This is a genomic window from Roseobacter sp. AzwK-3b (assembly GCF_000170875.1).
Classification (GTDB): Bacteria; Pseudomonadota; Alphaproteobacteria; order Rhodobacterales; family Rhodobacteraceae; genus Roseovarius; species Roseovarius litoreus.
The window spans coordinates 57966-84900 of sequence record NZ_ABCR01000009.1 but is presented as its reverse complement, the minus strand read 5'-3'; the positions used below and the strand labels follow the sequence as shown (position 1 = coordinate 84900).

The window sequence follows — 26935 nt, the reverse complement described above, 5'->3', positions numbered from 1 at the left end:
GCGCGTGACAGCGGCTTGCAAGCCGCTTGCCCGCGCACAGATCACAGGAAGCTTTGCGGGTCGATGTCGATGCTCAGGCGCAGCTGTCCCGGCGGCTTGAGCTGCGCCACCCATTGCGCCACGGCCCCCTGAAGCGCCACGCCCCTTGCCGCCTTGACCAGAAGCCGCACCCGGTGCCGCCCGCGAATGCGCGCGATGGGCGCAGGCGCGGGGCCGAAGACTTGCGCCCCCACCGCCCGCAAAGGCCCATCCCGGCGGGCAAGCTCGGTCGCGAAATCGAACACCTCGCGCGCATCGGTGGAGGACAGGATGATGCCGGCCATGCGCCCATAGGGCGGCACGCCAGCATGGCGGCGTTCCTCGGCCTCGGCGCGCCAGAAGCCTTCCTCGTCGCCCGACAGGATCGCACGGATCACCGGATGGTCGGGCTGAAAGGTCTGCAACAGCGCCGTGCCCGGCTTTTCGGTGCGCCCCGCGCGCCCAGCCACCTGCCGCATCAGTTGGAAGGTGCGTTCGGCGGCCCGCAGATCCGAGCCTTGCAGGCCCAGATCGGCGTCGATCACCCCCACCAGCGTGAGGCGCGGGAAGTTGTGGCCCTTGGCGACAAGCTGTGTGCCGATGACGATATCGCTGTCGCCTTCGGCAATGGCGCGGATCTGGTCCTTGAGGGCGCGGGCCGATCCGAAGAGATCGGAACTGAGCGTGGCGATGCGGGCTTGCGGGAAAAGCGCCTGCGCCTCTTCGGTCAGACGCTCGACACCGGGGCCGACGGCGGCCAGCTTGTCTTCGACACCACAGGAGGGGCACGCTTTGGGCACGGCTTTCGTCTCGCCGCATTGGTGGCAGACGAGGCGTTGCTGGAAGCGGTGTTCGACCATGCGCGCGTCGCAGTGATCGCAGCCGATCTGATGCCCGCAGGCGCGGCACAGCGTCACCGGCGCATAGCCCCGGCGGTTGATGAACAAGAGCGCCTGTTCGCCGACGTCAACGCGCGCGGTGACGGCGGCCTGAAGGCTGGGCGAGATCCAGCGGCTTGCGGGCAGCGTCTCGTTGCGCATGTCGATGGCGCGCATCTGCGGCATGACCGCCGCACCGAACCGCGCGGTCAGGTCAAGCCTTGTGTATTTCCCGGCCTCGGCATTGGCCCAGCTTTCGAGCGACGGGGTGGCCGAGGCGAGCACCACCTGAGCGCCACAGATCGAGGCGCGCAGAACAGCCATGTCGCGGGCGTTGTAGAGCACGCCGTCTTCCTGCTTGTAGGAGGTGTCGTGTTCCTCATCGACCACGATCAGCCCCAGATCGCGGAACGGCAGGAACAGCGCCGAGCGCGCGCCGACGACAACCTGACACCCCGCCTCGCCCAGCATTTTCCATGTGCGGCGGCGTTCGGTCATGGTGACGCCCGAATGCCATTCGGCGGGGCGCGCGCCGAAGCGCGCCTCGATCCGGGTGAGGAATTCCGAGGTCAGCGCGATCTCGGGCAGAAGCACCAGCGCCTGACGCCCCTGCCGCAGGGTTTCGGCCACGGCTTCGAGATAGACCTCGGTCTTGCCCGATCCGGTGACACCGCGCAAAAGCGTTGTGCCATAGCCCCCGCCGCGCAGCGCCGCGCAGAGCGTGGCGGCGGCGCTGGACTGATCGTCGGTCAGATCCTTGCCACCAAGGGCCGGATCAAGGTGCGGAAAGGGCAGATCGCGGGGGCAGTCCTCTTCCAGCACGGCGCCTTGCTTGACGAGCCCCTTGATGACGGATGTGGTGACGCCCGCCTGCTCGGCCAGCTCGCCCAGGGTGAAGGAGAGCGTGCCATACTCGGACAGGACCGAAAGCACCCGGCGGCGCGCATCGGTCATGCGGTCGGGCGCGGCTGTCCCCGAGCGGTAGATCTTCTGCATCGAGGGCGGGTTCGACAGGCCCGGCGCGCGGGTCGCGAGCCGCAGCATGGCGGGCATCGGCGTCAGGGTATAGTCGGCGGCGCGGCGCAGAAACTCCTGCATCTCGGCGCGCATCGGCGCCACGTCGAGCACGCGCAGCACCTGCCGGACCTTAGAGATGTCGAAATCCCCGCGCCCCGGCCCCCAGACCACCCCCGGCACCTTGCGCGGACCCAGTGGCACCTCGACGAAGGCGCCGACATGGCAGCCGCCTTCGGGCGCGCGGTAATCCAGCAGCCGGTCAAGCGGCTGGGTGGTGAGCACCCCCACAAGGTCGCCTTCGGCGAAAAAGTCCGGACCTGAGGGTGACACGGGGGCGGCGACTCCAAGTGAGGGGTTTCGGCATGTCACTCTATGGGGTAAAGCCGGGGATGAAAAACCCCAACCCGCGCCAAGGGACCGCTGACATGAAATTCTTCGTAGATACCGCCGATGTCGATGCCATTGCCGAGCTGAATGATCTGGGCATGGTGGATGGTGTGACGACCAACCCATCGCTGATCCTGAAATCGGGGCGCGACATCCTCGAAGTCACCCGCGAGATCGCCGAGATGGTCGATGGCCCGGTGAGCGCCGAGGTGGTCGCGCTGGAGGCGGATGCGATGATCGAGGAGGGCCGCAAGCTGGCCGCGATCGCCGAGAATATCGCCGTCAAGGTGCCGCTGACATGGGACGGGCTGAAGGCCTGCAAGGTGCTGTCGGGCGAAGGCCGGATGGTCAATGTCACGCTGTGCTTCTCGGCCAATCAGGCACTGCTGGCGGCCAAGGCGGGGGCCACCTTCATCAGCCCGTTCATCGGGCGGCTGGACGATATCAACCTCGACGGCATGGAGCTGATCGCGGATATCCGCCAGATCTATGACAACTACGCGTTCGACACGCAGATTCTTGCCGCGTCGATCCGCACGGTCAATCACGCGTTCCAGTCGGCCCAGATCGGCGCCGATGTGATGACAGCGCCGCCCTCGGTCATCAAGGCGATGGCGTCGCACGTGCTGACCGACAAGGGGCTTGAGGCCTTCATGAAAGATTGGGAAAAAACAGGGCAGAAAATTCTGTGACCCATGTTATAACCCCGGGAAAACAAGACTGAGGCCAGTATGAGCGGTACGCCGGAAATGGAAGACAAGCTGCGTGAGCGTATCATCGCGCAGCCCAATGTGATTCTCGAGGATCAGGATCTGATGCGCGCGCTCATCGCGGCGAACGAGCGGTCGATGGGCAACAATATCGTCGATCTGCGCGGCATCGCGATGGAACGTCTCGAGGCGCGTCTGGACCGGCTGGAGGACACCCACCGATCAGTGATCGCGGCGGCCTATGACAATCTTGCCGGCACGAATCAGGTGCACCGTGCGATCCTGCGGATGCTGGACCCGGTCGAATTCGAAGTGTTCCTGCGCGATCTGGGCGGAGAGGTGGCCGATATCCTGCGGGTGGACAGCATGAAGCTGGTTCTGGAAACCGTGCAGAATGAAAACGACCCCACGATCAAGCGCCTCGGCACTGTGCTGTCGGTGGCCGAAACGGGATTTGTGCGGCGCTACCTGACCGATGGGCGCAACGCCGCGCCGCGACAGGTGACCTTGCGCCAGATCCACGAGGGCGATCCGCGCGTCTATGGGCAGGACGCGGCCTATCTGCGCTCGGAGGCCTGTTTGATGCTGGATTTCGGCGAGGGACGCTTGCCGGGCATGCTGGCCATGGGTGCCGAGGATCCGCATCAGTTCAGCCCGCAGCAGGGCACCGATCTTCTGGCGTTCTTCGCGGGCGTGTTCGAGCGCGCGATGCGGCGCTGGCTGTCATGATAAGCCCGGCGGCCCGCGATGCGTTGCAGGGCTGGCTGGAGACGCAAAAGGCCCTGAAGGGTGCCGCCGACAACACGCTCGAGGCCTATGGCCGGGATGTGGCCGGATTCCTGACCTTCATGACCGGGCACAAGGGCGAGATGCAGGGCATCGCGCCGCTGACCCGGATCGGCGTCACCGACATGCGCGCATGGATGGCCTTTATCCGGGGTGAGGATGTTGGCCCCCGGTCCCTGGCGCGCAAGCTGTCGGCGGTGAAAAGCTTCTATCGCTGGCTTGCCGAGCGCGAGGGGTTCGATGCGACCGCCGTTCTGTCGGCGCGCGCGCCCAAGTTCCAGCGCAAGCTGCCGCGCCCGCTGGCGCCCGAGGCGGCACAGGACCTGATCGACACGCTCGAGCTGCAATCGGCCACGCCATGGGTGGCGGCGCGCGATCAGGCGGTGGTGACGCTGCTTTACGGCTGCGGGCTGCGGATTTCCGAGGCGCTTGGCCTGACAGGCGGTGATCTGCCCATGGGCGAGGCGCTCAGGATCACCGGCAAGGGCGGCAAGGAACGGATCGTGCCGGTCATCGCGCCCGCGCGCGATGCGGTGGCGCATTATGCGCGGCTCTGCCCGTTCGATCTGCGCCCCGGCACGCCGCTCTTTCGCGGCATGCGGGGTGGCCCGCTGAACCCGAGGGCGGTGCAGAAGGTGACCGAGGCGGCCCGCACCCAACTGGGCCTTCCCGCAACCGCCACGCCGCATGCGATGCGCCACAGCTTTGCCACCCATCTGTTGAATGCGGGCGGCGATCTGCGCGCCATTCAGGAGCTTTTGGGCCATGCCTCGCTGTCGACGACGCAGGCCTACACGGCGGTGGATACCAGCCGCCTGATGGAGGTTTATCGCAAGGCGCACCCCAAAGGGTGATTGCATCGGGCGCGCAGCTGCGCGAAGAGGACGTCATGAGTTTGAGCTACAAGGCATTACTGGTCCATTTCCTGACGGCCTCGGGTGCGGTGTTTGCGATGCTGGCGCTGCTGGCTGCGATGGATCGCGAATGGGCGATGATGTTCCTGTGGCTGGTCGTGGCCTTTGCGGTGGACGGGGTCGACGGGCCGCTGGCACGCCGCTATCTGGTCTGGCAGAACGCCCCGCGCTTTGACGGGGTGTTGCTGGATCTGATCATCGATTACCTGACCTATGTGTTCATCCCAGCCTTCGCGCTGTTCAAGTCCGATCTGCTGCCCGGCTGGACGGGATGGGTGGCGATCATCATCATCACCTATGCCAGCGCGCTGTATTTCGCCGATACCAACATGAAAACGAAGGACAATTCGTTTTCCGGCTTTCCCGGCTGCTGGCAGATGACCGTGCTGGTCATGTTCGCCGTGCAGCCGCCCACATGGCTGATCCTGCTGCTGGTCACGCTGTTGTCGGTGGCGATGTTCCTGCCGCTGAAATTCATCCATCCGGTGCGCACCGAACGCTGGCGGTGGCTGTCGCTGCCCATGACATTCGCCTGGACCTTCTTTGCGGGATGGGCGGCTTGGGTGGATTTCCACCCCGAAAGCTGGGCGCATTGGGGGCTGGTGGTGACCAGCGTCTACCTGCTGTTCGCGGGCATCGCGCAACAGCTTATCCCCGAGCATCCGGGGGCCTGAACGCCCCCCCCGGCCGGGGATATCCGCGCCGCAGCGGTTCAGCGCATCAGCGCATCAGGATCACGGGCACCTTGCATGAGCGGATCATCTCGGTCGTGGTGGAACCGATCAGAAGCGTGCGCACCCGGCTGTGGCCATAAGCCCCCATCACCAGAAGATCATGGCCCGCATCGGACCCGGGCGCACCGCCGCTATCGGCGGTCATCGCCGCCAGCACCTTTTCCGGCTCGCCGGGACGGATCACCGTTTCGGGACTGAAGCCACCGGCGCGCAGGGTTGCCGCGGCATCCTCGAGCGATCGGACAACGGCGGGGGTTTCGACCCCGGCAAAGACCAGCTTCACCGTGAGCCCGGCAAAGATCGGGCTGCGCGCGATGTAATCCACCGCCCGAAGCGAGGACGCGCCGCCATCAAAGGCCACCAGCACGCGTTTGATCTCGTGAAAGGCGCGGTTGGCCACGAAGACCGGCCTGTGGCTGGCCCGCACGATCCGTTCAAGATTGGAGCCGAGATGCGCCGAGGCCAGTCCCGCCGCCTCACCACGCTTGCCGATCACGATCATGTCGCCGCTCTCTTCCTTGGCGGTGACCGTTTCGACGAGATCGCCCTGACGCAAACGGGTTTCCACGACGATGTCGCCCGCCCCTTCGATGATCGCGCGGGCATCGTCGAGGATCGCACGGCCCTGTTCATGGGCCAGCTTGGCGCGCTGCGCATCGAGATCCGAGAGCTGTTCCAGCAGCGCGCTGCGCGCCCCAAGCCGGATCGCGCCGCTCAGATCGCTTGTGGCGGGCGCATCGCGCCGGCCCAGCACGTGATAGACCTTGACGCTCCAGCCGGCGCGCGCGGCGATCCATGCGGCATGGTGGCAGACGCTTTCGGAATAGGCCGAGCCGTCGACAAGGGCGATGAGTGTGTCGGTTGTCATGGTCCTGTCCTTCCTCAATGGCCCAGCAACTTGTCCATCGCGCCGGGCTTGTCATGCACGGCAAGCTGGTCGACGATGGTCTCGGAGGCTTCGTTCATGCCGATGATCTCGACCTCGGCCCCCTCGCGGCGGAACTTGAGCACGGCCATGTCCACCGCCGCAACCGAGGAAATGTCCCAGATATGGGCGCGGCTGACATCGATGGTCACTTTTTCGGGGGCTTCGCGGAAGTCGAACGCCTTCATGAAGTCCTCGGCCGAGGCGAAGAACAGCTGACCTTCGACGATATAGGTGCGGTGGGTGCCGTCGGCGGTGATCTCGGAGCGGACGCGGAACAGCTGCGCGATCTTCCACGCAAAGAAGATGCCCGACAAGAGCACGCCGACCAGAACCCCGATGGCAAGGTTATGGGTGTAGATCACGAAAAACACCGTCGCCAGCATCACGATCGAGGACGAGCGCGGATGATCGCGCAGGTTCTTGATCGAAGACCACGAAAAGGTGCCGATCGACACCATGATCATGATCGCCACCAGCGCGGCCATCGGGATGATCGCCACGATATCGCCCAGCACCACGCACAGGATCAGCAGGAAAATCCCCGCGACAAAGCACGACAGCCGCCCCCGCCCGCCGGATTTCACGTTGATGATCGACTGCCCGATCATCGCGCAACCGGCCATCCCGCCGATGAAGCCGGTGGCGGTATTGGCCAGCCCCTGCCCGATGCATTCCTGATTGCGACTGGAGGCCGTGTCGGTCAGGTCATCGACGATCTGCTGGGTCATCAGGCTTTCCAGCAGGCCGACGACAGCCACGGCCAGCGCATAGGGGAAGATGATCTGCAGCGTCTCGAAATTGAGCGGAATGTCGGGGATCAGGAAAACCGGCAGCGTATCGGGCAACTGGCCCATATCGCCCACGGTGCGCACGTCCCACCCCATCACCACAACAAGCGCCGTCAGCACGATGATGGTGACCAGCGGAGAGGGGATCACGGTCGTGATCCGCGGGAAAAGGTAGATGATCGCCAGACCGCCCGCGACCAGAGCATAGGTCAGCATCGGCACCCTCGTGGGGTCGAGCTCGGGCAGCTGCGCGATGAAGATCAGGATCGCCAAGGCGTTCACGAAGCCGGTCATCACCGAGCGCGACACGAAGCGCATCACATAGCCCAGACGCAGGAAACCCGCGACGATCTGCAACAGACCGGCCAGCACGGTGGCCGCCAGCAGATATTCCAGCCCGTGATCGCGCACCAGCGTGACCATAAGAACCGCCGTCGCGGCGGTCGCCGCCGAGATCATGCCGGGCCGCCCGCCGGTGATCGCGGTGATCACGGCAATCGAGAAGCTGGCATAAAGCCCCACCTTGGGGTCAACCCCCGCGATGATCGAAAAGGCGATGGCTTCGGGGATCAGGGCAAGGGCCACGACAAGGCCGGACAAGAGATCAGCACGGATATTCCCGGTCCAGTCGCGCCGGTAGGCGGAGAGAGAGATCATGAGACTTAGGTTCCCTTGAGCCGTGCCGGCGCAGCAGGAACGGCGCGGTTATGGCTTGTGGTCTTGTTGTCCGGCGGATCGGCGGCCGGAAGAGCCAGCCGGGGATCGCACCCGGCTCCATGTTCGCTGCGTCGCGGCATAGCGCAAGGCGCCCGCGGGCGCAACCGCTCGCCCGCTGATCGCCCACCCGGCGGGGTTATTCGGTGTTCAGAAGCACCGCCTCGACGCGGCGGTTGGCATCACGGCCGGTATCGGTGCGGTTCGAGGCGATGGGCGCGAGATAGCCCACGCCGCGCGCCTCGAGCTGCTCGGGGCGCACGCCGTATTTATCGATGAGCCGGGTCATCACTGCAGTGGCGCGGGCGCGCGACAGGTCGATATTCGGCTCGAGCGCGCCTACGGAATCGGTATGCCCCACAAGGGCGACACGCCTGCCATCGTCTTCGGTCAGAAAGGCGGCAAGCGCCGCGAGCGAAGCGAACGGCCCCTGCCCCAGTGCCGAGCGTCCGGTTTCGAATTCGAGATCGGCCAATCGGACATGACCCCAGTCAAGCAGGGCCTCGGCCAGGGCCAGATCCTGCGCAGGGGTTGGGATGGACGTGGCAGTGCCAGTGTTGGTGCCAGTGTTGGTGCCAGTGTTGCTGGCCGGGATGGTGCCGGCATCGTCCGAAAGGCCGATCCGCGCACCGCCGGCATGGATCATCTGGATATAGCCGCTGGCGCCCGAGCGGCTGACCAGCAGGGACAGATACTGCCCCACGCCGTTCGGGCCATCGCGCCGCGCCGACAGAAACCGGTAATCGAGCAGGTCCACGAACATATCGGGCGCCGCCATGACGCGCGTGTTGAAGCGGAAATCGAACCCGCCACAGGCGGTCGCCGCACAGTCGTACAGAATGTTGAACCCGGCGCCGGTCAGCTGGTCGCGCAAGGGCGCCAGCATTTGCAGCGTGGTCATGCCCTGCGCCTCGATCCGCCAGGCCTGCTGCACGATGCGGCCCTCGACCCTGAGGGTGCGCATGATGCCATCGCTGAACGGTCCCACCGGAAGCCGGTAGCTGCCCGCCTCTTCGACAAGTTCACGGGTCAGAACCGCCGTGCCCGGCATCGACAGTCCGGCAACCGGGGTCTGGGCCGAAGTTTGGGCCGGGCTTTGAGCCTGTGCGCCGACAAAAGGAAAGGCAAGGCACAGCAGCAGAAGGACCAGCCGCGCCAGCATCAGCCCTGACGTGCCTGAGCGTGATATTCGGGGTTGGGCTGCATGCCCGTCGCGCTGGCCACGCGGTTGGTCATGTTGAAAAATCCCGCCACATTGGCGATGTCCCAGATGTCGCGATCCGACAGGCCCGCATCGCGCAAGCCCTCCCGGTCCGCCTCGGAAATCTCGGCGCTGGCGCGGGTGATCTTTTCGGCAAAGCCCAGCATGGCGGTCTGGCGCGCGTCCAGATCGGCGGCGCGCCAGTTCATCACCATCGCCTCGCCCAGTTCGGGACGGCCCGACAATTGCCGCACCGCCGCACCATGCGCCACCTGACAATACCAGCAGCGATTGATCGAACTGACCACCACCGCGATCATCTCGCGTTCCAGTTTGCTCAGGCCGCTCTCGGCCAGCATCAGGTCGTTATACATCGCGTTGAACGCATCCAGCTTGGCGATGTCAAAGGCATAGGCCTTGAGCACATTGGGCACCATGCCCAGCTTGTCCTGACAGATGTCGAAATATTTCCGCGTCGCATCGGGAAGCGGATCGGCCATCGGCAGATCCAGCGCCGTGGGTCGTGAAGTGTCGGTCATCGGCGGGGCGCCTCCTTGGGTGGTTCAGGTCTTGATCCGGTAATGATACTGTCCCACAGGCGTCAGCCCGAGGGAAGCAAAGAGCGCGTTCGAGCCCTGATTGGCCTGCGTGCACAGGGCCGTCATGCGCGTGGCGCCATTGGCCCGCGCCCAGATCGCGGCCTGATGCACCGCGTGCCGGCCCATGCCGCGGCGACGGCAGGAGGCGCGCACCTCGAGCGCATGGATCATCGCCACCCCGTCATGCATCGCGCAAAAGGCGGTGGCGGCGGGGCGCTGACCGTCACGCACCAGAATGGAGGTCTTGGGAAAGCTGGCGCGGCGCATCACGTCGATCCGGGCGGGGCCGATACCGCCCTCGGCCCAGATCTCGAGCTGGATCGCCAGCGGCTCCCATATGGCGAAGCTGGTGGCGTGCGGCGGCGGCACGGCGATGCTGTCGATCGGGCCGGCATACATGTTGACCGGGTCGACCACGTCATAGCCATAGCCTTCGAGCATCGCATCCAGCCCCAGATCGCCGTTGCGAATAAGAAACAGCGGCGTCTGGCCCAAGGCGCGCATTTCCGCCTCGGCGAGGGGGAGGTCGGCCGCCGTCACCGGCTGTCGGGCGCTGGCCGCCGAGACACGCTTGCCGCCGCCCTGCCCGTTGCGGATCGTCCATGGACCCTGCGGCATGGTTTCGGCGGCAGGCCACGTGGCCTCGATCACGGCATGGAACGTCTCGGGCGTCATGCGGGGAACATCGCGTGCAACTCGGTCATGGCGGCATCCAGACGCGCGCCGTCCTGACCGCGGATCACCACTTGCGCGCCATGGGCGCCATCACGCTGGAACGGATAGGAGCCGAAGGACAGATCGGGATAGCGTTCCGCCAAGGCCCGCAGCGGCCCGGCGATATCGCCCTCGCCGCGATGGATCATCAGCGATTGCGACAGCACCGGCGCGCCGCCTGTCAGGGTCGGCAACACGCTGGCCAGCATCGCGTTGAAGATCGACGGCACGCCCGCCATCACATGCACATTGCCAAGGATAAAGCCCGGCGCGGCGCTCACCGGATTGTCGATCAGCTTTGCGCCTTCGGGGATGCGGGCCATGCGCAGCCGGGCCTCGTTCAGCTCGAGCCCCTGACGGTCGTAATGCGCCTGCAAAATCGCGCGGGCGTCGTGGCGCACATCGATCGGCACGCCAAAGGCGCGCGCCACGTTGTCGGCGGTGATGTCGTCATGGGTGGGGCCGATCCCGCCCGAGGTGAACACATGGGTGTAGGCCGCGCTGAGCGCCTTGACCGCATCGGTGATCGCATCGGCCTTGTCGCTGACCACCCGCACCTCGCACAGGTCGATGCCCACATGGGTCAGTTCCTTGGCCAGATGATGCATGTTGGCGTCGCGGGTGCGCCCGGAAAGGATCTCGTCTCCGATGACCAGCATGGCGGCGGTGGGGTTGGGCATGAGGCGCGCTCCTTGATGGGATGGTGGCTTCGGTATAGGCCTGTCGCCATGCGCTTTCAAACCCCTCTTGAGCCGGCGACCCTGATCCGGCGCTACAAACGCTTCCTGGCCGATATCCGGCTCATGGACGGGCGCGAGGTGACGGCGCATTGCGCCAATCCCGGCTCGATGATGGGGCTGGCCGATCCCGGCATGCGCATCTGGGTCGAGCCGAATGACGACCCGAAGAAAAAGCTGAAATACGGCTGGCGCCTTGTGGATCACGGGAACGGGCATTTCACGGGGGTGGATACATCCGTGCCCAACCGCGCGTTGCGTGCAGCACTCGAGGCAGGCGAGGTGCCCGAGCTTGCCGGTTATGAGCGCCTGCGCGCCGAGGTGGCCTATGGCACCGGCAGCCGGATCGATTTCCTGTTGCAGGGTGACGGGCGGCGGGATGCCTATGTCGAGGTCAAATCGGTGACCCTGCAGCGACAGCCCGGCATCGCCGAGTTTCCCGACAGCGTGACCGCGCGCGGCACCAAACACCTGGCAGAGCTGGCGCAGATGGTCCGAGAGGGGCACCGCGCGGTGATGTTCTATCTGGTTCAGCGCACCGATGCCCGCGCCTTCCGGCTGGCCTCGGATATCGACCCGGCCTATGCGGCGGGCTTCGACGCCGCCCGCGCCGCCGGGGTCGAGGTGCTGATCTACGACACGCGGATCACGCCCGAGGCGGTCACACTTGGCCGCGCTCTCGCCTTGGACTGAGCCCGGCGCAGACCTCCTCCTCGCGACCTTTGCGGGCTAAAGCGGTCTGCCTTTGACCTCAGGCATCCGCTCAAGGCGGACCGCGTGCAACGATTGAACGGCGCGCCGCATTTCGCGAAACGCTTTATTTCCCCTTCCAGACCGGATCGCGCTTTTCGGCGAAAGCACGCGCGCCCTCCAGCTGATCTTCGGACGCGTAAAGCGTATCGACCGTCTCGAACTGCCGCCGCGTGATGCGGTTCATCGCCTCCTGAAAGGTCATCGCCTCGGCCTCGCGCACGATTTCCTTGATCGCGGCGTAAACCAGCGGCGGCCCCGAGGCCAGGTGATCGGCCAGCGCGCGCGCCTTCTCCATCAACTCGCCCGCCGGATGGATCTGGTTGATGAGCCCCCAGCGGGCGGCCTCTTCGGCATCGATCCAGCGCCCGGTCAGCAGCATCTCCATGGCGATGTGATAGGGGATGCGCTTGGGCAGCTTGACGCTCGCCGCGTCCGCCACGGTGCCCGAGCGGATCTCGGGCAGGGCAAATTGCGCGTGATCGGCGGCCAGGATGATATCCGCCGACAGCGCCCATTCCAGACCCCCGCCACAGCAGATCCCGTTGACGGCGGCGATGACGGGCTTGTTCATCGCGCGCATCTCCTGCAGCCCGCCGAACCCGCCGACACCGTAATCGCCATCCACCGCATCGCCATCGGCGGCGGCCTTGAGATCCCAGCCCGGACAGAAGAACTTGTCCCCCGCGCCGGTGATCAGCGCCACGCGCAGATCCGGATCGTCGCGGAACTCGCGGAACACCTCTCCCATGATGCGGCTGGTGGCGAGATCGATGGCATTGGCCTTGGGCCGGTCCAGCGTCACCTCCAGCACATGGCCTCGGCGGTGGGTCTTGACGGGACTGTCGGTCATGTCGGCTCTCCGATGGTGATAAGCGCATCCACGGCGACCGCCCGATCGGGCGTGCAGATGAGCGGGTTGATTTCCACCTCCTCAAGGCGATGGGCTTGGGCGATGACGTAATCCTGCACCGCCAGAACGGCGCGGACAATCGCCTCGCGATCCGCAGCCGGCTTGCCGCGATAGCCCTCAAGCAGGCGCGCGATGCGCAAGGCGTTCAGCGCCGCGTCGATCTCCTGCGCCGTGACGGGCAGCAAAAGCTGTGTGCTGTCGGCGATGATCTCGGTCAGCGTGCCGCCCGCAGCAAGCGTCAGCACGAAGCCATGCGCGGGATCGCGCAGCACCCCGATCAAGAGCTCGGCCACGGCCCCGGTGACCATCTCCTCCACCAGCCAGCTGTCGCAGGGCATCCTTCGGGCGGCGGCCAGCGCGGCTTGCGGATCGTCGGGCGCCAGAACGACACCGCCCAGATCGGATTTATGCCCCAGACCTTCGGCCTTGATGACCAGCGGTGCGCCGATCCGATGGGCCACCGCTGAAAGCGCGCGCGCCTCCGCCGCGCGCTCGGCGCGCGGCACCGCAAGGCTGTGCCCGGCAAGTGCGGCCTTGGCCTCGGCCTCGCTCAGGGTCCGGAGCGCCGCCGGCGTTCCGGGCAACAGCAGCGGCGCGGGGTCTCGACGCGCCTGCCCCAGAAAGGCCGCCGCCTCGATGGCGCTCAGCGCATCGTCAAGCCCCAGAAGCGGGATCAGCCCGGCATCGATGCAGCGCTGCGCCACCGGCTCGGACATCCCCTCTGGCAAGGTCGCGATCAGCGCCAGAGGCGTGGTGCCGCTGCCCGCCGCAAGGCGGCTGGCCTCGATCGCGCAATCCCATGCGGCCATGCTGCACCGGTCGGTGCGCGGAAAATCGACGATCAGACAGCCAAGCCCCAGATCCCCTGTCAACATCGCCGCGAAGGCGCGCGCCATGGCGGGCGTGTCGTCCCAAATGTAGGTGTGGTAATCCAGCGGATTGGCCAGCGCCACCTTGGGCCCAAGCGCCGCGCGCAACCCATCGCGCTGGCGCGCTCTCAGCGGTGGCAGGACGATGTCGCGCCCCTCGGCGCTGTCGGCCACAAGGCTCGCCTCGCCGCCCGAACAGGACATCGACGCGATCCGGTTCGAGCGCAGCGGCCCCGCGAAATGCACCAGCTTGAGCGTCTCCAGGAGCGCGGGCAGGCTCGCGACCCGGACGATGCCAAGGCGGTCCAAAAGCGCCCGCCCCCCCGCATCGCTGCCCGCCATCGACGCGGTATGCGACACCGCCGCGGCCCTTGCGTGATCCGATCTGCCGGCCTTGAGCGCGACAATCGGCTTGCCCCTTGCCCGCGCCTCTGCGGCCAGCGCCTCGAAGGCGCGCAGATCACCGATCCCCTCGACATGCAGTCCAAGCGCGCTGACCCGGTCATCAGCCAACAGCGCGCGGCCCAGATCGGCCAGCCCGGTCTGCGCCTGGTTGCCCGCGGTCACCACATAGGCGATGGGCAGGCCGCGCGCCTGCATGGTCAGGTTGATCGCGATATTGGAGCTTTGGGTGACGATCGCAACGCCCCGGTCGCAGCGCTGCCCGCCATGCTGATCGGGCCACAAGAGCGCCCCGTCGAGATAGTTGATCATCCCATAGCAATTCGGCCCGAGGATAGGCATCCCGCCGGCCGCCTGCAAAAGCGCCTCCTGCAGCCCCGCGCCGTCGCCGGTCTCGGCCTGCGCCTCGCGAAAACCGCTGGCGAAACACACCGCCCCGCCCGCGCCGATCCCGGCGAGGTGCCGGACAATTTCGACCGTGGCATGCCGGTTCACACCGATGAACGCCGCATCCGGGACGCCCGGCACATCCTCGATGCCGGCGAAGGCCGGCACGCCGGCCAGCGTGTGCCGCGTCGGATGCACCGGCCAGATCGCCCCGTCAAAGCCCATCTTGCGGCATTGCTCGACGACATTGGCACACCAGGCCCCGCCGCCAATCACCGCAATCGAGCGCGGCCGCAGCAGACGTTTGAGATCGCGCCTCATCTGCGCCCCTTCGCGCGCACGGAACCGACGGGAGCCTCCGGCGGGGATATTTTCAGCCAGAAGAAACAAGGGTTTCTTAACCATTCCATGCCAGTCTCGCGGGGCGGTACAGGCGGGGACGCCGATGACCGCGCCAGGAGAAACGCCCCCCAGCGTTTCGCAGGACGGGGAAGGGCCGCGCGCGCTTCCCCGTTTCTTCTGGCTGAAAATATCCCCGCCGGAGGCATGAAATCTCTTGTCACCGGGGTCGACCTCAGGCGCCCAGCGGTCGCAGCAACTCGCGACTGATGATGTGGCGCTGGATCTCGCTGGTGCCGTCCCAGATCCGCTCGACCCGCGCATCGCGCCAGAACCGCTCGATCGGCAGATCATCCATCAGTCCCATCCCGCCATGAATCTGCAGCGTGGCATCGCTCACCCGCGCCAGCATCTCGGTCGCATAGAGCTTGGCGCTGGCGATTTCGCGATTGGCGAGCAGGCCCTGATCCAGCCGCCAGGCGGCGGCGAGGGTCAGGAAATCGGCCGCGTCGATCTCGGTGATCATGTCGGCGATCTGGAAGCCGACGCCCTGGAACCTGCCGATCGGCTGGCCGAACTGGCGCCGCTCTGCGGCCTGGCCCAGCGCATAATCAAAACAGCGCCGCGCGCGCCCGACGCTCATCGTGGCCACGGTGATCCGCGTGGCATAGAGCCATTCGTTCATCACCGCGAACCCGCCATCCACCTCGCCCAGCACCTTGTCATCCGGCAGCCGGCAATCGTCGAACTCGAGGATCATGTTCTTGTAGCCGCGATGACTGACCGAGCGATAGCCGTCGCGGATCGTGAAGCCCGGCGTGCCGCGATCCACCAGAAAGGTGGTGATGCGCTTCTTCGGTCCCCGGTCGGTCATGTCCTCGCCGGTGGCCAGGAAAACGATCACGAAATCCGCGTGATCGGCGCCTGAGATGAAATGCTTGGTGCCATTGAGCACCCAGTCGCCACCCTCGCGCCGTGCCGAACATTTCATCCCCCGCACATCCGATCCGGCATCGGGTTCGGTCATCGCCAGCGCGTCCATCCGCTCGCCGCGCACCGCCGGAAGCAGGTACCGGTCGCGCTGCGCCCCGGTGCAGGCCATCAGGATGTTCTGCGGTCGCCCGAAGAAATGCGTGAGCGCCATCGACCCACGACCCAGCTCCCGTTCCACCAGCGCGAAATCCACATGCCCCAGCCCGGCGCCACCCACCTCCTCAGGGAAGTTGCAGGCATAAAATCCCAGCTCCAGCGTCTTGCGGCGGATTTCGTCGGCCAGCTCGGGGGGCACCTCGCCGCTGCGCTCGATCTCGGCCTCATGGGGATAGATCTCGTTCTCGACAAAGCTGCGCACCGTCGAGACGATCATCTCCTGTTCTTCGCTCAGTCCGAAATGCATCGCTCAGCCCTCCGTCTCGGGCGCGGCGTGCAGCGTGGCCAGCGCCGCCATCCGCGTGGCCACATCTTCGGACGGCACGCAGCTGCGCCGCGTTTCCAGATCCACATGCAGCATGAACTGGTCCGACGTGGCCAGCACCGCGCCATCCGCCACCCGCCGCATCTCGTGCAGGCAGCGCAGCTTCTTGCCCTCGGCCTGGGTCACGCGGCTATGCACCTCGATCTTCTCGCCGGCATGGGTTTCCTCGAGAAAGCGGATCGTGTTCTCGACGGTGAAAAAGCTTTTGCCACTGGCGATATAGGCATCATCCGCCCCCACCGCCGCCATTACCGTTTCCGAGGCATCGCTGAAAAGCTGCCCGTAGCGCCCCTCGTTCATATGGCCATTGTTGTCGGTCCAGTCGATCGGGATCACCCGGCGCGCCGAGACCATGGGGCAGGCCATCTCGGGCCCGGGTCGCAGCGCCGATTGATGCTCGAGGATCAGCCGCCCCGCCGCATGCCCCTGCTGCTTGAGCGCGCGCATCATCGCAATGAGGTTGCCGTCGCGCTTGCGCTCCAGCTCGCGGATCGACAGATGGCCCGACTGCGCGTCCGACTGGCTGGCGATCTTGTCGATCAGCGCATCGGTCATCTCGGGCACATCCATCAGCTTGGTCCAGGGCCAGGCCAAAGCCGGGCCGAACTGGGCGATGAAATGGCGCATCCCCGCCTCACCGCCTGCGATGCGGAACGTCTCGAACAGGCCCATCTGCCCCCAGCGCAGGCCAAAGGCATAGCGGATCGCATTGTCGATCTCTTCGGTGGTGGCGATGTCGTCATTGACCAGCCACAGCCCCTCGCGCCAGACCGCCTCCATCAGCCGGTCGGCGATATGGGCGTCGATCTCCTTGCGGATATGCAGGGGATAAAGCCCGACCGCGCGCAGGATATCCTTGCAGGTCTCGACAGCACCCGCGTCCGTCACAGCCGACGGCACCAGCTCGATCAGCGGCAGAAGATAGACCGGGTTGAACGGATGGGTCACCATGATCCGCGAGGGATCAATCGCCCCCTCCTGCAACTCCGACGGCTTGAACCCGCTGGTCGAGGATCCGATCAGCGCCGATGGATCGGCCGACTGGATCTCGGCAAAGACCCGGTGCTTGAGGTCCAGCCGTTCGGTCACGCTTTCCTGCACCCAATCCGCCCCCGTCACAGCCTCGGCGATGGAGGGGCAGAAGATCAGCCCGCCTTCCTCCGGCATGGCGACATCATAGAGCATCGGCAGCGCGCGGCGCGCATTCTCCAGCACCTCGCCGATCTTGCGCTCGGCCTGCGGGTCGGGGTCGAACACGCGGACGGTCCAGCCATTGAGCAGGAATCGCGCGGCCCATCCGCCGCCGATGACGCCACCCCCGATGATCGCTGCGGTTCTGGTCATGTCTCGCCTCCCGTGCCGCGCGCCCGCAGGGCGCCGGCGGTGTATCCGTTGAATTCGAGTATCTCGCGCGCCGCCGTGATCCGGTCTGCACCGCCCGTGGCGGCCCGGTCGAGGATCCAGCCAAAGCTGCCATCCGGCGTGCCGATCGCGGCGGTGCGATAGCCTTCATCGACCCAGACAACCCAGATCTCGCGCGGGGCCTCATTGCCCGCCAACCGCCAGCGGTTCATGCCAAGGGGCATGGCCGCACGGGTGCTGCGGCGCAGCTCGCAGCGGGCGCTTTCGTCGCAGACCCGCCGCGTCAGGGCAAACGCCTCGCCCCTTTCGGCCCCGGTCCGGCCAAGATAGGTAACATGGGTCAGCCCCGCCTCGTCCGGGGTGGCGCTGCGCACCACCCAATCGCCCGCCAGCCGCGACGCATCGCTGCGCGTGGTGACCGACAAAGACTGGCCGGTGTCGCGATAGACGCCATCTCCGGGCGGTTGCGCACAAGCCGTCAGCATCACACAGGCCAGCATGGCGGACAGGAACGCGCGCATCAGGGCACCATGCTTTCGGTATGGCCATCCACCGCCAGCACCTGCCCGCTGATGCGGGCGGCGGCGGGCGAGGCCAGAAACAGCGCCATATCGGCCAGATCGTCGGCGGTGACCCATGTGCGCAGGCTGGTGCCCTTGACATAGATCTGGCGCACCGCGTCCTCGGTCAGGCCACTGGCGGCGGCCTCCATCGCCACGACGCGATCCATGCGGTCGCCCGTCACGGCGCCGGGGGCTATGGCGTTGACGCGCACACCCGCAGGGCCAAGCTCCATCGCCAGCGTCTTGGTCAACCCGATCAGCCCCCATTTCGCCGCCACATAGGGGCTGCGATACGGCACGCCATGCAGCCCCGAGGTGGACGAGGTGATCAGGATCAGCCCCGCGCCCTGCGCCCGCATCACCCGCGCGGCCCACCGGCAGGTCAGGAACGCACCATTCAGGTTCACGTCCAGACAGGCGCGCCAGGCGTCATAGTCCAGATCCTCGATCCGGCCCGCAGGACCGCCCGTCCCGGCATTGGCGCAGACCACATCGACCCCGCCCCAGGATGTTTCGACCTCGGATAGAAACGCCTCCATGCCGGCGGCGTCTGTCACATCGACATGGCGCGCGATGGTGTCGGGCAGCGCTTCCTGCGCCGCCGAGACCGCCGCCGCATCCGCATCGCACAGCGCGACCCAGTCGCCGCGCGCCGCAAAGCGCCGCGCCAGCGTCAGGCCGATGCCCGACGCGCCGCCGGTGATGACGACCCGCTGCGCACTCATCGGCGGTCCATTTCGGGCTGCGCGCACCGACACGATACCGACGTGATACCGACGTGATACCGACGCGCGATTTTCACGCTGGCGCCTGTTTGCGAAGGTTCAGCTTGCGGCGCACATCTTCTGGCCCGATGACCCGTGCCCCGAGGTTCTCGATGATGCTCACGGCCCGCTCGACAAGCTGGGCATTGGTCGCCAGCACGCCGCGATCCAGCATCAGATTGTCCTCCAGCCCCACGCGCACATTGCCGCCCGCCAGCACGCTGGCGGCCACGTAAGGCATCTGGTTGCGCCCCAGCGAGAAGGCCGAAAAGGTCCATTCGGGCGGCACATTGTTGACCATCGCCATGAAGGTATTGAGATCATCCGGCGCGCCCCATGGCACGCCCATGCACAGCTGCACCAGCGCGTCAGGGTCCAGGATACCATCCGCAACCAGTTGTTTTGCATACCATAAATGGCCCGTGTCAAAGGCTTCGATCTCGGGCTTCACGCCAAGATCGGTCATCATGCGGCCCATCGCCTGCAACATGCCGGGCGTGTTGGTCATGACGTAATCGGCCTCGGCGAAATTCATCGTGCCGCAATCGAGCGTGCAGATTTCCGGCAGGCATTCGGCCACATGCGCCACCCGTTCCGTGGCCCCCGCCATGTCGGTTCCAGCGGCGTTCAGCGGCAACGGCGCCTCGACCCCGCCAAAGGTAATGTCGCCACCCATGCCCGCGGTCAGGTTCAGCACCACATCGGTGTCCGCCTCCCTGATCCGCTCCGTCACCTCGCGGAACAACCCCAGATCCCGCGACGGCGCCCCCGTCTCGGGGTCGCGCACATGGCAATGCACCACCGCCGCCCCCGCCTTGGCCGCCGCGATCGCGGCATCCGCGATCTGCTTTGGAGACCGGGGCACATGAGGGCTGCGATCCTGCGTGGCACCCGATCCGGTGACGGCACAGGTGATGAAAACCTCGCGGTTCATGGCTAACGGCATCGACCCCTCCTGTTCTCGATCAAGGCCAGCGTATCGCGCTGGCGCGCAGTCATGTTTTGCTGTATCGGACAAATATCATGCCGGAATGGACCAAATCAGCCGACGCGCCCGTGCGCATCACCTTCCTTCTGTTCGACGAGTTCTCGAACCTGTGCCTGGCCAACTGCCTTGAGCCGCTGCGCGCCGCCAATACGATCACCCGAACCCGGGCCTTCGACTGGCAGATCGTGACGCCATCTGGCGCGCCGGTGCTGTCCTCGAGCGGAATGCAGGTGATGCCCCATGCCGCCCTGTCCGACATGCGCGAGCGGGATTATCTTTTCGTTCTGGCCAGTTATCACCACGAGGCCCACGATTCGCGACAGAACCGGCAGGCACTTCGCATGGCCGCGAAAAAGGCACGCACAGTGGTGGGACTGGATGCGGGGCCATGGCTTCTGGCGTCGGCGGGGTTGCTGAGCGGACGACGTGTGACAGTGCATTGGGATTTGCTGGATGCCTTCACCGAACGGTTTCTTGATACCGAGGCCGAACGCGCACGGGTGCTGCGCGACGGGGCATGGTGGACCTGTGCGGGCGCGATGTCGGCGCTGGACCTGACACTTGGGCTGATCGCGGATCATCTGGGGATCGCCGCCCGGCTGGATGTGGAATCGCTGTTCATTCATGGCGATCCGCCGGTCACCATGCCGCGTGAACGACAGGCAATCAGCGATCCTCTGGTGCATCGCGCGCTTGGGCTGATGCGTGAAACCGTCGAACGCCCCCTGCCGCTGGCCAGCCTGGCGCAGGCGCTGTCGTGCCAGCCCCGCACCCTTAATCGCCGCTTTCAGTCGCGGTTGGGTGCTGCTCCGGGAACGGTCTACCGGCATCTTCGGCTGGCTGCGGCACGGCGGATGCTGGAGGCCACGGCACTCGGCATCGCCGAGATCAGCCTGCGCTGCGGCTATGACAGCCCGGCGGCTCTGGCCCGGGCTTTCAGGCAGGTCTATGACACAACACCCTCGGCGCTGCGCAAGGGATCATAGGGCAGTCGGGCGGCTTGTGCCGGGCCGTATTTCAGCGCAAGGTCAAAGGCATGACCCAAGGCAGTCCCCATGATCCGCGCTTTCGCCTGCGCCTTGTCTTTGCCCCCGGCGAGATGCTTGGGCCGGGCAAGGCCGATCTTCTGGAGGGGATCGCGCGCACCGGGTCCATCGCAGCCGCCGGGCGCGACATGGGCATGAGCTACAAGCGGGCATGGCAATTGGTCGAGACCATGAATGCCATGTTCCGCCAACCGCTGGTGGAAAGCACCCGCGGCGGCGCCAAGGGCGGTGGTGCGGTTTTGACAGAAGCGGGACAGGCCGTGTTGACCGAATTCCGCAGCCTCGAAGCGGTGGCCGAAAAGGCCGGCGCCGCGCATATCGACCGGCTGCAAGCCATGCTTCGCGATATTCCCGACCAGAAATAACGCTTGCCAGACCGGTGGGGCATTCGATATTCCCATGTGGATATATCGCATGTGGGAAAGACCTTGATGATTCCGCCAGTCCTTCGCCAGACGCTTCTTGCCGCCGCCGTGCTGGTCAGTCTGCAGCCCGGCGCGGCGCTGGCGGACAGGGTCACGGTCTTTGCCGCCGCCAGCATGACCAACGCCCTGCAGGAGATCGAACAGCTGTTCGAGGCCGACACCGGGCATGACCTTGTCGTGTCATTGGCGGGGTCTTCGGCACTGGCGCGGCAGATACAGCAAGGCGCCCCGGCAGATGTGTTCATATCGGCCAATAGCGATTGGATGGACGCGCTGGAATCCGATGGGCTGATCCAACCGGGCACAAGGGTCGATCTTCTGGGCAACCGGATCGTGCTTGTCGCTCATGGATCGGTTGCAGCCCCTTCGGACATCGGGCAAATCAGCCCCGAACTTGATCTTGCGGCGCTTCTGGATGGCGGCAAACTGGCCATGGCGTTGATCGAGGCGGTGCCGGCGGGAATCTACGGCAAAGCGGCGCTGAGCCGCCTGGGCTTGTGGAACAGCGTGGCGGCCGACGTGGCGCAAACCGACAATGTGCGCGCGGCTCTGGCCCTCGTCGCCACCGGCGAGGCGCCCTATGGGATCGTCTATGCAACCGATGCAGCAGCCGATGACGCGGTAGCCATCCTTGGCGTCTTTCCCGAAGACAGCCATCCACCCGTCATCTATCCCGCCGCCAGGATCGCCGGTCGCGCGGCACAGGCCCCGACAGATTTCATGGACTTCCTGCGCGGCCCGGATGCACGCCGGGTCTTTGAGCAGCAAGGATTCACAGTCCTTGACCGATAGGCGGCATTGATCATGGGGTGGCTTGGCCCACAGGAATGGGAGGCGGTCGCCTTGTCGCTGCGGGTGTCGTTCTGGGCGACGCTGGTATCGCTGCCGCTTGGCATCTTCGTGGCGCATGCGCTGGCGCGCTGGTCGTTTCCCGGCAAGCAGGTCTTGAACGGGCTGGTGCACCTGCCGCTGATCCTGCCGCCGGTCGTCACCGGGTACCTGCTGCTCTTGACCTTCGGCACCAAAGGCCCAGTCGGCAGCGTTCTGCAGGATCTGGGCATCGTTCTGGCCTTTCGCTGGACAGGGGCCGCGCTTGCGGCGGGGGTGATGGGGTTTCCCTTGATGGTGCGCGCGATCCGCCTGTCGATCGAAGCGGTCGATCCCAAGCTGGAACAGGCGGCCTCGACCCTGGGAGCGTCGCGCCCTTGGGTGTTCGCGACGGTGACGCTGCCGCTGATCCTGCCCGGGATCATCGCGGGCAGCATCCTTGGCTTTGCCAAGGCGATGGGGGAATTCGGCGCGACGATCACCTTCGTCTCAAACATACCCGGCGAGACGCGCACGGTGCCATCAGCGATCTATGCGTTCCTGCAGGTGCCGGGGGGCGAGACTTCGGCGATGCGGCTGGTGGTGGTATCGGTCGTGGTGGCGATGGGCGCGCTGCTGCTGTCGGAGTGGTTGGCACGCAGGGCTGCAAAAAGGATGGCGGGCTGATGACCCTGTCGGTGGATATCAGACATGCCTTCGGTGACTTCACACTGGATGTCAGTTTCGAGGCGCCGCCGGGCCTGACGGTGCTGTTCGGGCGCTCCGGATCGGGCAAATCGACAGTGATCAATGCGGTCGCGGGGCTGCTGAGCCCGGATACGGGCCGCATCACGGTCGAGGGCAAGACGCTGTTCGACCGGACCCAAGGCATCGATCTTGCGCCGCATCGCCGGGGACTTGGATATGTCTTTCAGGAGGGGCAGCTGTTTCCGCATATGACGGTGCGCCAGAACCTCATGTTCAGCCGCTGGTTCCGCAAGGGCGCCAGATCCGATTTCCACGAGGTGGTGGAGATGCTCGGGATCGGCGCGCTGCTGGATCGCCGGCCACTTGCCCTCTCGGGGGGCGAAAAGCAGCGCGTGGCGATCGGGCGCGCCCTGCTGGGCGATCCTCGGATCATTCTGGCGGACGAGCCGCTTGCCGCACTCGACGAGCCGCGCAAAGCCGAGATCCTGCCCTATTTCGAAAGGCTGCGAGACGAGATCTCGGTGCCGATCCTCTATGTCAGCCATTCCGCCACCGAGGTGGCGCGTCTGGCGACCACGGTGGTGACGCTGGAAAACGGGCAGGTTACCGGCCAAGGCCCGGCGACTGGAATCTTGGGCGATCCGATGCTCACACCGCTTGGCGCGCGCGCGGCAGGTGCCGTGCTGGAAACCAAGGTGGCGCGGCACCATGACGACGGGCTGACCGAACTGAGTGCCGGGGGCGTGGCGCTGTTCGTGCCGCGTGTGGCGCAGGCGGCGGGGCAACCGCTGCGGATCAGGATTGCGGCGCAGGAGGTGATCCTGTCGCGCACCCGGCCCGAGGGGCTGTCGGCTTTGAATATCTTGCCTGGGCAGATCACGACGATCCGCTCGGGCGCCGGACCGGGTGCGCTTGTTTCCGTGGCCACGCCGGCAGGCATTCTTCTGGCGCGCATCACCCAGAGATCGGCGCGACTGCTGGATCTGACCGAAGGCGCGTCCTGTTATGCCATTGTCAAATCCGTGGCTATCGCGCCCGAAGATGTGGGCGGTTCGGACAGGGTGCCAAAGGCGCTCTGATCCAGGCCGGTTGATCAATCAGGACAATTCGCTCAGCAGACCATGTGCGACAGCGTGCCCATCATGTAATCGCGACTGTATCTCAGGGGCTGAACCCGGGGATCATCGGATGAGCACCGCATCACGGTCTCATAATCGGCAAGGCAGATGATCTGCGCACCGTTCTGGACGATGCGGAAATTGCGGCCTTCGAGAAACGCCGTGCGGAACGCATCCGCCAGGGATGCCGTCGGAAAGTTGAGGATGGTCGTCGTCCCTCCGGCGGCGTTCTGCAGGCCGTAACAGACCACTTTTTTCCGGTCGAAAATGAAATTCGCAAACTCGAGCGCGCTTTCATCAAATTGCGGCATTGCGATCCCCCATCGGTGTCATAATTTATTTGTGTAAGCCGATCACCCGAAGACAAGATGATTCGCGCTGCAGTGCAGCAAAATCGTTGCTCGGCCACTCGATCTGCACAATCCGAAGGCAGGTCTTGTTCGGGTCATGGCCCAAGCACGGCGCGCGGCTAGGCGGGGCCATGGCATGACAACCAGAATGCCTTGCCGGATGCGCTCGGGCGAGGCGATGGGTTCTGCCCGAAAGCGCTTGTGCCGCCCCGCGCAAGATGCAGATTTATAGTTCAGATACGGTCATCTGGGCGTGCTTGCTCGAAGACCTTCGCACCCACTGGAGCATGCCGATGTCCCCTGCCCCCCACCTGACCCTTCTTCCTGCCCGCAAAGGGCGCGCTGTTCGTCTGACCAAGGGCGAGGCCATAGAGATCATCAACACCCATGGATCACAGGTGGTGGACACATGGGCCTTCAATGCGGAAGACATCTCGGAGTTCCTGTCGAACGAGCATATGCGCGCGAGCCTTGGCAAGCTGTGGCCGGCCAAGGGGGATCCGTTGATCACGAACCGGCGCCGCCCCATCCTCATTCTCGAAGAAGACACGTCTCCGGGCAGGCACGATACGCTGATCGCGGCATGCGACGATTATCGCTACGGGCTTCTGGGCTGCCGAGACTATCACGACAACTGCACCGACAACCTGCACGCCGCGATGCGCAGGATCGGGGTCATCACGCATGACTGCCCAAGCCCGCTGAACCTTTGGATGAATATTCCGGTGGCGCAGGATGGCACGACCAGCTGGGGCGAGCCCTTGTCGAAACCCGGGGATGTCGTGGTCTTGCGCGCACAGATGGATTGCATCGTGGCGATGTCCGCCTGCCCGCAGGACATGCTGCCGATAAATGGCGCCGACTGCGTGCCGACCGATGCGCATTACCGCATTCTGAGCGCGGATCAAACAGGGGAACTGGTGGACAAGCTGTCGAAAGCCATCGGCGCGGCGCTTCCATGACGGCGCTGCCACATCTGATGGTCGCACCGAACGGGGCGCGGCGTGTGACATCGGATCATCCGGCCATTCCGCTGACGCTACCGGAGCTTATCGAAACGGCGCGCGATTGCGCCGCGGCGGGAGCAGACGGTCTGCACCTGCATTTGCGCGATGCGGCCGGTCGCCATCTGCTGGATGCGGGACTGTACCGCGAAGCGCTTGGCGAATTGCAGAGCGCCCTGCCGGGCCTCGTGGTTCAGATCACCACGGAAGCGGTAGGCATCTATGACGCACCGCATCAACGGCACGTCGCCCTTCATTCTGGCGCAACTCTAGTTTCGGCCGCCTTGCGGGAAATGACGCATCAGACCGAAGACGCGATAGCCACGGCCTTTTACCGGAACTGCGCCGAGCAGGGCATCGCGGTTCAGCATATCTTGTATGATACCAGTGACTTCGACCTTTTGACCCGCCTTCTGCCCGAAAGCCTGCTTCGGGATCCGGGATTGCAGCTGATCTTTGTGCTGGGGCGCTACAGTCGCGATCAGGAAAGCGCGCCATCAGACCTTGTGCCATTCACCGAGCGTTTGTCTGACGTGAACCCCGAGGCGGATTGGGCCGTCTGCGCTTTCGGCAGGGGCGAAACGGCCTGCCTTGTGGAGGCGCACAAACGCGGGGGCAAACTCCGCGTCGGGTTCGAAAATTCGCTGTGGCATGGCGATGGCCGACAAGCGACCGACAACGCCGAAAGAGTGCGGGATGTCCTGCGCGCTTGCGGTCAGCACGGAGATACGATCGCGACACGAGAATGACGGTGATGGTAGCGGAGGAGGAACTAAGCCCCCGATACGCGGATTATGATTTCAGGGCGCGCTCTTTAAATATTTACTTTCAATGACTTGGATTTTGAAAATTATAGTGAGCTACGCGCGTGACGCATTTCAAAGCCTCAATTTACCCCACAGCATCGCTTGTACTTTCCACCGCCTCCACAAGCGCATTGTTCTTACGCCCAAACTTGTTTGATCGCGCTGGACCTAAATTCACGTTCGCTGCACTGAGCCAATCCGCTACAGCACCCATAGGAACGGGTGCCTGTGATTTGATCCAGTCGTTCATCACCATGACCATTTCAGGTATCAGGTTGCAGGCGCATTTCTGTAATTCGCCCCGCCGCTCTTGGGGCAAAGAGCTTTCACCAAGCTGCATTGCAAGAAAACCGCACATACAAGAAAACGCAACTTCTACCCGCGTGTCTTCAGCATCAAAGTACGCCCGGCAAGCCTCTGGACGCAGACGCATGGCCTGCTCAAACCCTGCACTCCAAAATTCCCGAATGGCTGATCTAAAGCGTTTCGCGAAATGCAGGGCTTTGTTCAATCTTTGCGCGCGTTTCGCCTTTAGCTGATACCTCAGGTTAAAGGCGAAACGCTTTAATTCGGATGCTTGCTCAAGCAGGTTTTCGTAAGGCGTGCTTCGGCTGGCCACTTGGGGAATGCCGGTTGAGATCCTGAAACAAGACTTCTCAGAGGCGGTGTCGTCACTATCCAAAGAGAAATGACGCGCCATCTGGAGGCGTTTGCATATCGATGTCAGGACAATGG

The 26935-nt window shown here is 65.1% G+C and carries 28 protein-coding genes and 1 other annotated feature; of the genes, 12 read left to right on the top strand and 16 right to left on the bottom strand.

What is annotated here, in order from left to right; all coding sequences use genetic code 11:
- Positions 1-41 precede the first annotated feature (41 nt).
- Complete coding sequence (locus RAZWK3B_RS15335) at positions 42-2243, bottom strand: primosomal protein N' (protein ID WP_007816723.1); 2202 nt, start codon at positions 2241-2243, stop codon at positions 42-44.
- A gap of 95 nt (positions 2244-2338) precedes the next feature.
- Here RAZWK3B_RS15335 and fsa point away from each other — a divergent pair, with 95 nt between their 5' ends.
- The 4 genes from fsa to RAZWK3B_RS15315 are packed head-to-tail and all read left to right on the top strand — an operon-like array spanning position 2339 to position 5384.
- Positions 2339-2992 carry a fructose-6-phosphate aldolase gene (gene fsa / locus RAZWK3B_RS15330; protein WP_037296063.1) on the top strand — a complete coding sequence of 218 codons (654 nt, stop codon included), beginning with the start codon at positions 2339-2341 and terminating at the stop codon, positions 2990-2992.
- A gap of 39 nt (positions 2993-3031) precedes the next feature.
- Entirely contained in the window at positions 3032-3739 is a 708-nt protein-coding gene (locus RAZWK3B_RS15325; RefSeq protein WP_037296020.1) for a DUF484 family protein, read from the top strand.
- The gene (locus RAZWK3B_RS15320) at positions 3736-4650 is read left to right on the top strand and encodes a tyrosine recombinase XerC (RefSeq protein WP_007816718.1); all 915 of its coding nucleotides are present in this window, start codon (positions 3736-3738) and stop codon (positions 4648-4650) included. The genes RAZWK3B_RS15325 and RAZWK3B_RS15320 overlap by 4 nt, the downstream gene beginning before the upstream one ends.
- A gap of 35 nt (positions 4651-4685) precedes the next feature.
- On the top strand, positions 4686-5384 hold the full coding sequence (locus RAZWK3B_RS15315) for a CDP-alcohol phosphatidyltransferase family protein (protein WP_037296061.1): 699 nt from the start codon (positions 4686-4688) through the stop codon (positions 5382-5384).
- Between the two features lie 46 nt (positions 5385-5430).
- Here the strand turns inward: RAZWK3B_RS15315 and RAZWK3B_RS15310 are convergent, their stop codons facing one another.
- The 6 genes from RAZWK3B_RS15310 to RAZWK3B_RS15285 all read right to left on the bottom strand — a co-directional run bounded on the left by RAZWK3B_RS15310 (position 5431) and on the right by RAZWK3B_RS15285 (position 11068).
- The gene (locus tag RAZWK3B_RS15310; RefSeq protein ID WP_007816716.1) at positions 5431-6312 is read right to left on the bottom strand and encodes a universal stress protein; all 882 of its coding nucleotides are present in this window, start codon (positions 6310-6312) and stop codon (positions 5431-5433) included.
- Positions 6313-6326: 14 nt separating this feature from the next.
- Entirely contained in the window at positions 6327-7817 is a 1491-nt protein-coding gene (locus tag RAZWK3B_RS15305; RefSeq protein WP_007816715.1) for a SulP family inorganic anion transporter, read from the bottom strand.
- Positions 7818-7881: 64 nt separating this feature from the next.
- Positions 7882-7939, bottom strand: a sequence feature (sul1 is cis-regulatory element that is thought to sense ions involved in sulfur or methionine metabolism; They are found in Alphaproteobacteria).
- A gap of 74 nt (positions 7940-8013) precedes the next feature.
- Positions 8014-9036, bottom strand: coding sequence for an OmpA family protein (locus tag RAZWK3B_RS15300; RefSeq protein ID WP_007816714.1), 1023 nt, complete (start codon positions 9034-9036; stop codon positions 8014-8016).
- Positions 9036-9614, bottom strand: coding sequence for a peroxidase-related enzyme (locus tag RAZWK3B_RS15295; protein ID WP_007816713.1), 579 nt, complete (start codon positions 9612-9614; stop codon positions 9036-9038). The genes RAZWK3B_RS15300 and RAZWK3B_RS15295 overlap by 1 nt, the downstream gene beginning before the upstream one ends.
- Positions 9615-9638: 24 nt before the next feature.
- A complete protein-coding gene (locus RAZWK3B_RS15290; RefSeq protein WP_007816712.1) occupies positions 9639-10349 on the bottom strand; it encodes a GNAT family N-acetyltransferase in 711 nt (236 codons plus the stop codon).
- Positions 10346-11068: a competence/damage-inducible protein A gene (locus RAZWK3B_RS15285; protein WP_007816711.1), complete on the bottom strand. Its 723-nt coding sequence runs from the start codon at positions 11066-11068 to the stop codon at positions 10346-10348. The genes RAZWK3B_RS15290 and RAZWK3B_RS15285 overlap by 4 nt, the downstream gene beginning before the upstream one ends.
- Positions 11069-11116: 48 nt before the next feature.
- Here RAZWK3B_RS15285 and sfsA point away from each other — a divergent pair, with 48 nt between their 5' ends.
- A complete protein-coding gene (gene sfsA / locus RAZWK3B_RS15280) occupies positions 11117-11818 on the top strand; it encodes a DNA/RNA nuclease SfsA (protein WP_007816709.1) in 702 nt (233 codons plus the stop codon).
- A gap of 124 nt (positions 11819-11942) precedes the next feature.
- On the opposite strand, the gene RAZWK3B_RS15275 is transcribed toward sfsA, so the two are convergent.
- The 7 genes from RAZWK3B_RS15275 to bcoG form a co-directional block, all read right to left on the bottom strand.
- A complete protein-coding gene (locus tag RAZWK3B_RS15275) occupies positions 11943-12728 on the bottom strand; it encodes a carnitinyl-CoA dehydratase (protein WP_007816707.1) in 786 nt (261 codons plus the stop codon).
- Positions 12725-14767, bottom strand: a complete 2043-nt coding sequence (locus RAZWK3B_RS15270; RefSeq protein ID WP_037296057.1) for an acetate--CoA ligase family protein — start codon at positions 14765-14767, stop codon at positions 12725-12727. The genes RAZWK3B_RS15275 and RAZWK3B_RS15270 overlap by 4 nt, the downstream gene beginning before the upstream one ends.
- 253 nt (positions 14768-15020) lie before the next feature.
- Complete coding sequence (locus tag RAZWK3B_RS15265; protein WP_007816703.1) at positions 15021-16181, bottom strand: acyl-CoA dehydrogenase family protein; 1161 nt, start codon at positions 16179-16181, stop codon at positions 15021-15023.
- A gap of 3 nt (positions 16182-16184) precedes the next feature.
- Entirely contained in the window at positions 16185-17603 is a 1419-nt protein-coding gene (locus RAZWK3B_RS15260) for a carnitine 3-dehydrogenase (protein WP_007816702.1), read from the bottom strand.
- Positions 17600-18142, bottom strand: a complete 543-nt coding sequence (locus RAZWK3B_RS15255; RefSeq protein ID WP_007816700.1) for a lipocalin family protein — start codon at positions 18140-18142, stop codon at positions 17600-17602. The genes RAZWK3B_RS15260 and RAZWK3B_RS15255 overlap by 4 nt, the downstream gene beginning before the upstream one ends.
- A complete protein-coding gene (locus tag RAZWK3B_RS15250; RefSeq protein ID WP_007816698.1) occupies positions 18142-18909 on the bottom strand; it encodes an SDR family oxidoreductase in 768 nt (255 codons plus the stop codon). The genes RAZWK3B_RS15255 and RAZWK3B_RS15250 overlap by 1 nt, the downstream gene beginning before the upstream one ends.
- Positions 18910-18982: 73 nt before the next feature.
- Positions 18983-19894 (bottom strand): 3-dehydrocarnitine:acetyl-CoA trimethylamine transferase BcoG, encoded by a 912-nt coding sequence (bcoG, locus tag RAZWK3B_RS15245; RefSeq protein WP_037296018.1) that lies wholly within the window; start codon positions 19892-19894, stop codon positions 18983-18985.
- A gap of 77 nt (positions 19895-19971) precedes the next feature.
- Between bcoG and RAZWK3B_RS15240 the strand changes: the two genes are divergently transcribed.
- From RAZWK3B_RS15240 to modC, 5 genes are all read left to right on the top strand, one after another.
- Positions 19972-20922 carry a GlxA family transcriptional regulator gene (locus tag RAZWK3B_RS15240; RefSeq protein ID WP_007816695.1) on the top strand — a complete coding sequence of 317 codons (951 nt, stop codon included), beginning with the start codon at positions 19972-19974 and terminating at the stop codon, positions 20920-20922.
- Positions 20923-20972: 50 nt separating this feature from the next.
- Positions 20973-21347: a winged helix-turn-helix domain-containing protein gene (locus RAZWK3B_RS15235; RefSeq protein WP_037296015.1), complete on the top strand. Its 375-nt coding sequence runs from the start codon at positions 20973-20975 to the stop codon at positions 21345-21347.
- A 66-nt stretch (positions 21348-21413) separates the two neighbouring features.
- A complete protein-coding gene (modA, locus tag RAZWK3B_RS15230; RefSeq protein ID WP_007816691.1) occupies positions 21414-22199 on the top strand; it encodes a molybdate ABC transporter substrate-binding protein in 786 nt (261 codons plus the stop codon).
- Between the two features lie 12 nt (positions 22200-22211).
- Positions 22212-22901 carry a molybdate ABC transporter permease subunit gene (gene modB, locus RAZWK3B_RS15225; protein ID WP_007816689.1) on the top strand — a complete coding sequence of 230 codons (690 nt, stop codon included), beginning with the start codon at positions 22212-22214 and terminating at the stop codon, positions 22899-22901.
- Positions 22901-24001: a molybdenum ABC transporter ATP-binding protein gene (gene modC, locus RAZWK3B_RS15220; RefSeq protein WP_007816686.1), complete on the top strand. Its 1101-nt coding sequence runs from the start codon at positions 22901-22903 to the stop codon at positions 23999-24001. The genes modB and modC overlap by 1 nt, the downstream gene beginning before the upstream one ends.
- Before the next feature lie 32 nt (positions 24002-24033).
- Here modC and RAZWK3B_RS15215 read toward each other — a convergent pair whose 3' ends face one another.
- A complete protein-coding gene (locus RAZWK3B_RS15215; RefSeq protein ID WP_007816684.1) occupies positions 24034-24351 on the bottom strand; it encodes a hypothetical protein in 318 nt (105 codons plus the stop codon).
- A gap of 332 nt (positions 24352-24683) precedes the next feature.
- Here RAZWK3B_RS15215 and RAZWK3B_RS15210 point away from each other — a divergent pair, with 332 nt between their 5' ends.
- Both RAZWK3B_RS15210 and RAZWK3B_RS15205 read left to right on the top strand, forming a co-directional pair.
- On the top strand, positions 24684-25352 hold the full coding sequence (locus RAZWK3B_RS15210; RefSeq protein ID WP_198133298.1) for a DUF1989 domain-containing protein: 669 nt from the start codon (positions 24684-24686) through the stop codon (positions 25350-25352).
- Positions 25349-26143: a beta-keto acid cleavage family enzyme gene (locus RAZWK3B_RS15205; RefSeq protein WP_007816680.1), complete on the top strand. Its 795-nt coding sequence runs from the start codon at positions 25349-25351 to the stop codon at positions 26141-26143. The genes RAZWK3B_RS15210 and RAZWK3B_RS15205 overlap by 4 nt, the downstream gene beginning before the upstream one ends.
- A 142-nt stretch (positions 26144-26285) precedes the next feature.
- On the opposite strand, the gene RAZWK3B_RS15200 is transcribed toward RAZWK3B_RS15205, so the two are convergent.
- Positions 26286-26900 (bottom strand): hypothetical protein, encoded by a 615-nt coding sequence (locus RAZWK3B_RS15200; protein WP_007816678.1) that lies wholly within the window; start codon positions 26898-26900, stop codon positions 26286-26288.
- Between the last annotated feature and the right edge of the window lie 35 nt (positions 26901-26935).

Coding starts and splice junctions, on each gene's coding strand:
- fsa (WP_037296063.1), top strand. CDS start 2,339: ATGAAATTCTTCGTAGATACCGCCGATGTCGATGCCATTGCCGAGCTG.
- RAZWK3B_RS15325 (WP_037296020.1), top strand. CDS start 3,032: ATGAGCGGTACGCCGGAAATGGAAGACAAGCTGCGTGAGCGTATCATC.
- RAZWK3B_RS15320 (WP_007816718.1), top strand. CDS start 3,736: ATGATAAGCCCGGCGGCCCGCGATGCGTTGCAGGGCTGGCTGGAGACG.
- RAZWK3B_RS15315 (WP_037296061.1), top strand. CDS start 4,686: ATGAGTTTGAGCTACAAGGCATTACTGGTCCATTTCCTGACGGCCTCG.
- RAZWK3B_RS15310 (WP_007816716.1), bottom strand. CDS start 6,312: ATGACAACCGACACACTCATCGCCCTTGTCGACGGCTCGGCCTATTCC.
- RAZWK3B_RS15305 (WP_007816715.1), bottom strand. CDS start 7,817: ATGATCTCTCTCTCCGCCTACCGGCGCGACTGGACCGGGAATATCCGT.
- RAZWK3B_RS15300 (WP_007816714.1), bottom strand. CDS start 9,036: ATGCTGGCGCGGCTGGTCCTTCTGCTGCTGTGCCTTGCCTTTCCTTTT.
- RAZWK3B_RS15295 (WP_007816713.1), bottom strand. CDS start 9,614: ATGACCGACACTTCACGACCCACGGCGCTGGATCTGCCGATGGCCGAT.
- RAZWK3B_RS15290 (WP_007816712.1), bottom strand. CDS start 10,349: ATGACGCCCGAGACGTTCCATGCCGTGATCGAGGCCACGTGGCCTGCC.
- RAZWK3B_RS15285 (WP_007816711.1), bottom strand. CDS start 11,068: ATGCCCAACCCCACCGCCGCCATGCTGGTCATCGGAGACGAGATCCTT.
- sfsA (WP_007816709.1), top strand. CDS start 11,117: ATGCGCTTTCAAACCCCTCTTGAGCCGGCGACCCTGATCCGGCGCTAC.
- RAZWK3B_RS15275 (WP_007816707.1), bottom strand. CDS start 12,728: ATGACCGACAGTCCCGTCAAGACCCACCGCCGAGGCCATGTGCTGGAG.
- RAZWK3B_RS15270 (WP_037296057.1), bottom strand. CDS start 14,767: ATGAGGCGCGATCTCAAACGTCTGCTGCGGCCGCGCTCGATTGCGGTG.
- RAZWK3B_RS15265 (WP_007816703.1), bottom strand. CDS start 16,181: ATGCATTTCGGACTGAGCGAAGAACAGGAGATGATCGTCTCGACGGTG.
- RAZWK3B_RS15260 (WP_007816702.1), bottom strand. CDS start 17,603: ATGACCAGAACCGCAGCGATCATCGGGGGTGGCGTCATCGGCGGCGGA.
- RAZWK3B_RS15255 (WP_007816700.1), bottom strand. CDS start 18,142: ATGCGCGCGTTCCTGTCCGCCATGCTGGCCTGTGTGATGCTGACGGCT.
- RAZWK3B_RS15250 (WP_007816698.1), bottom strand. CDS start 18,909: ATGAGTGCGCAGCGGGTCGTCATCACCGGCGGCGCGTCGGGCATCGGC.
- bcoG (WP_037296018.1), bottom strand. CDS start 19,894: ATGCCGTTAGCCATGAACCGCGAGGTTTTCATCACCTGTGCCGTCACC.
- RAZWK3B_RS15240 (WP_007816695.1), top strand. CDS start 19,972: ATGCCGGAATGGACCAAATCAGCCGACGCGCCCGTGCGCATCACCTTC.
- RAZWK3B_RS15235 (WP_037296015.1), top strand. CDS start 20,973: ATGACCCAAGGCAGTCCCCATGATCCGCGCTTTCGCCTGCGCCTTGTC.
- modA (WP_007816691.1), top strand. CDS start 21,414: ATGATTCCGCCAGTCCTTCGCCAGACGCTTCTTGCCGCCGCCGTGCTG.
- modB (WP_007816689.1), top strand. CDS start 22,212: ATGGGGTGGCTTGGCCCACAGGAATGGGAGGCGGTCGCCTTGTCGCTG.
- modC (WP_007816686.1), top strand. CDS start 22,901: ATGACCCTGTCGGTGGATATCAGACATGCCTTCGGTGACTTCACACTG.
- RAZWK3B_RS15215 (WP_007816684.1), bottom strand. CDS start 24,351: ATGCCGCAATTTGATGAAAGCGCGCTCGAGTTTGCGAATTTCATTTTC.
- RAZWK3B_RS15210 (WP_198133298.1), top strand. CDS start 24,684: ATGTCCCCTGCCCCCCACCTGACCCTTCTTCCTGCCCGCAAAGGGCGC.
- RAZWK3B_RS15205 (WP_007816680.1), top strand. CDS start 25,349: ATGACGGCGCTGCCACATCTGATGGTCGCACCGAACGGGGCGCGGCGT.
- RAZWK3B_RS15200 (WP_007816678.1), bottom strand. CDS start 26,900: ATGGCGCGTCATTTCTCTTTGGATAGTGACGACACCGCCTCTGAGAAG.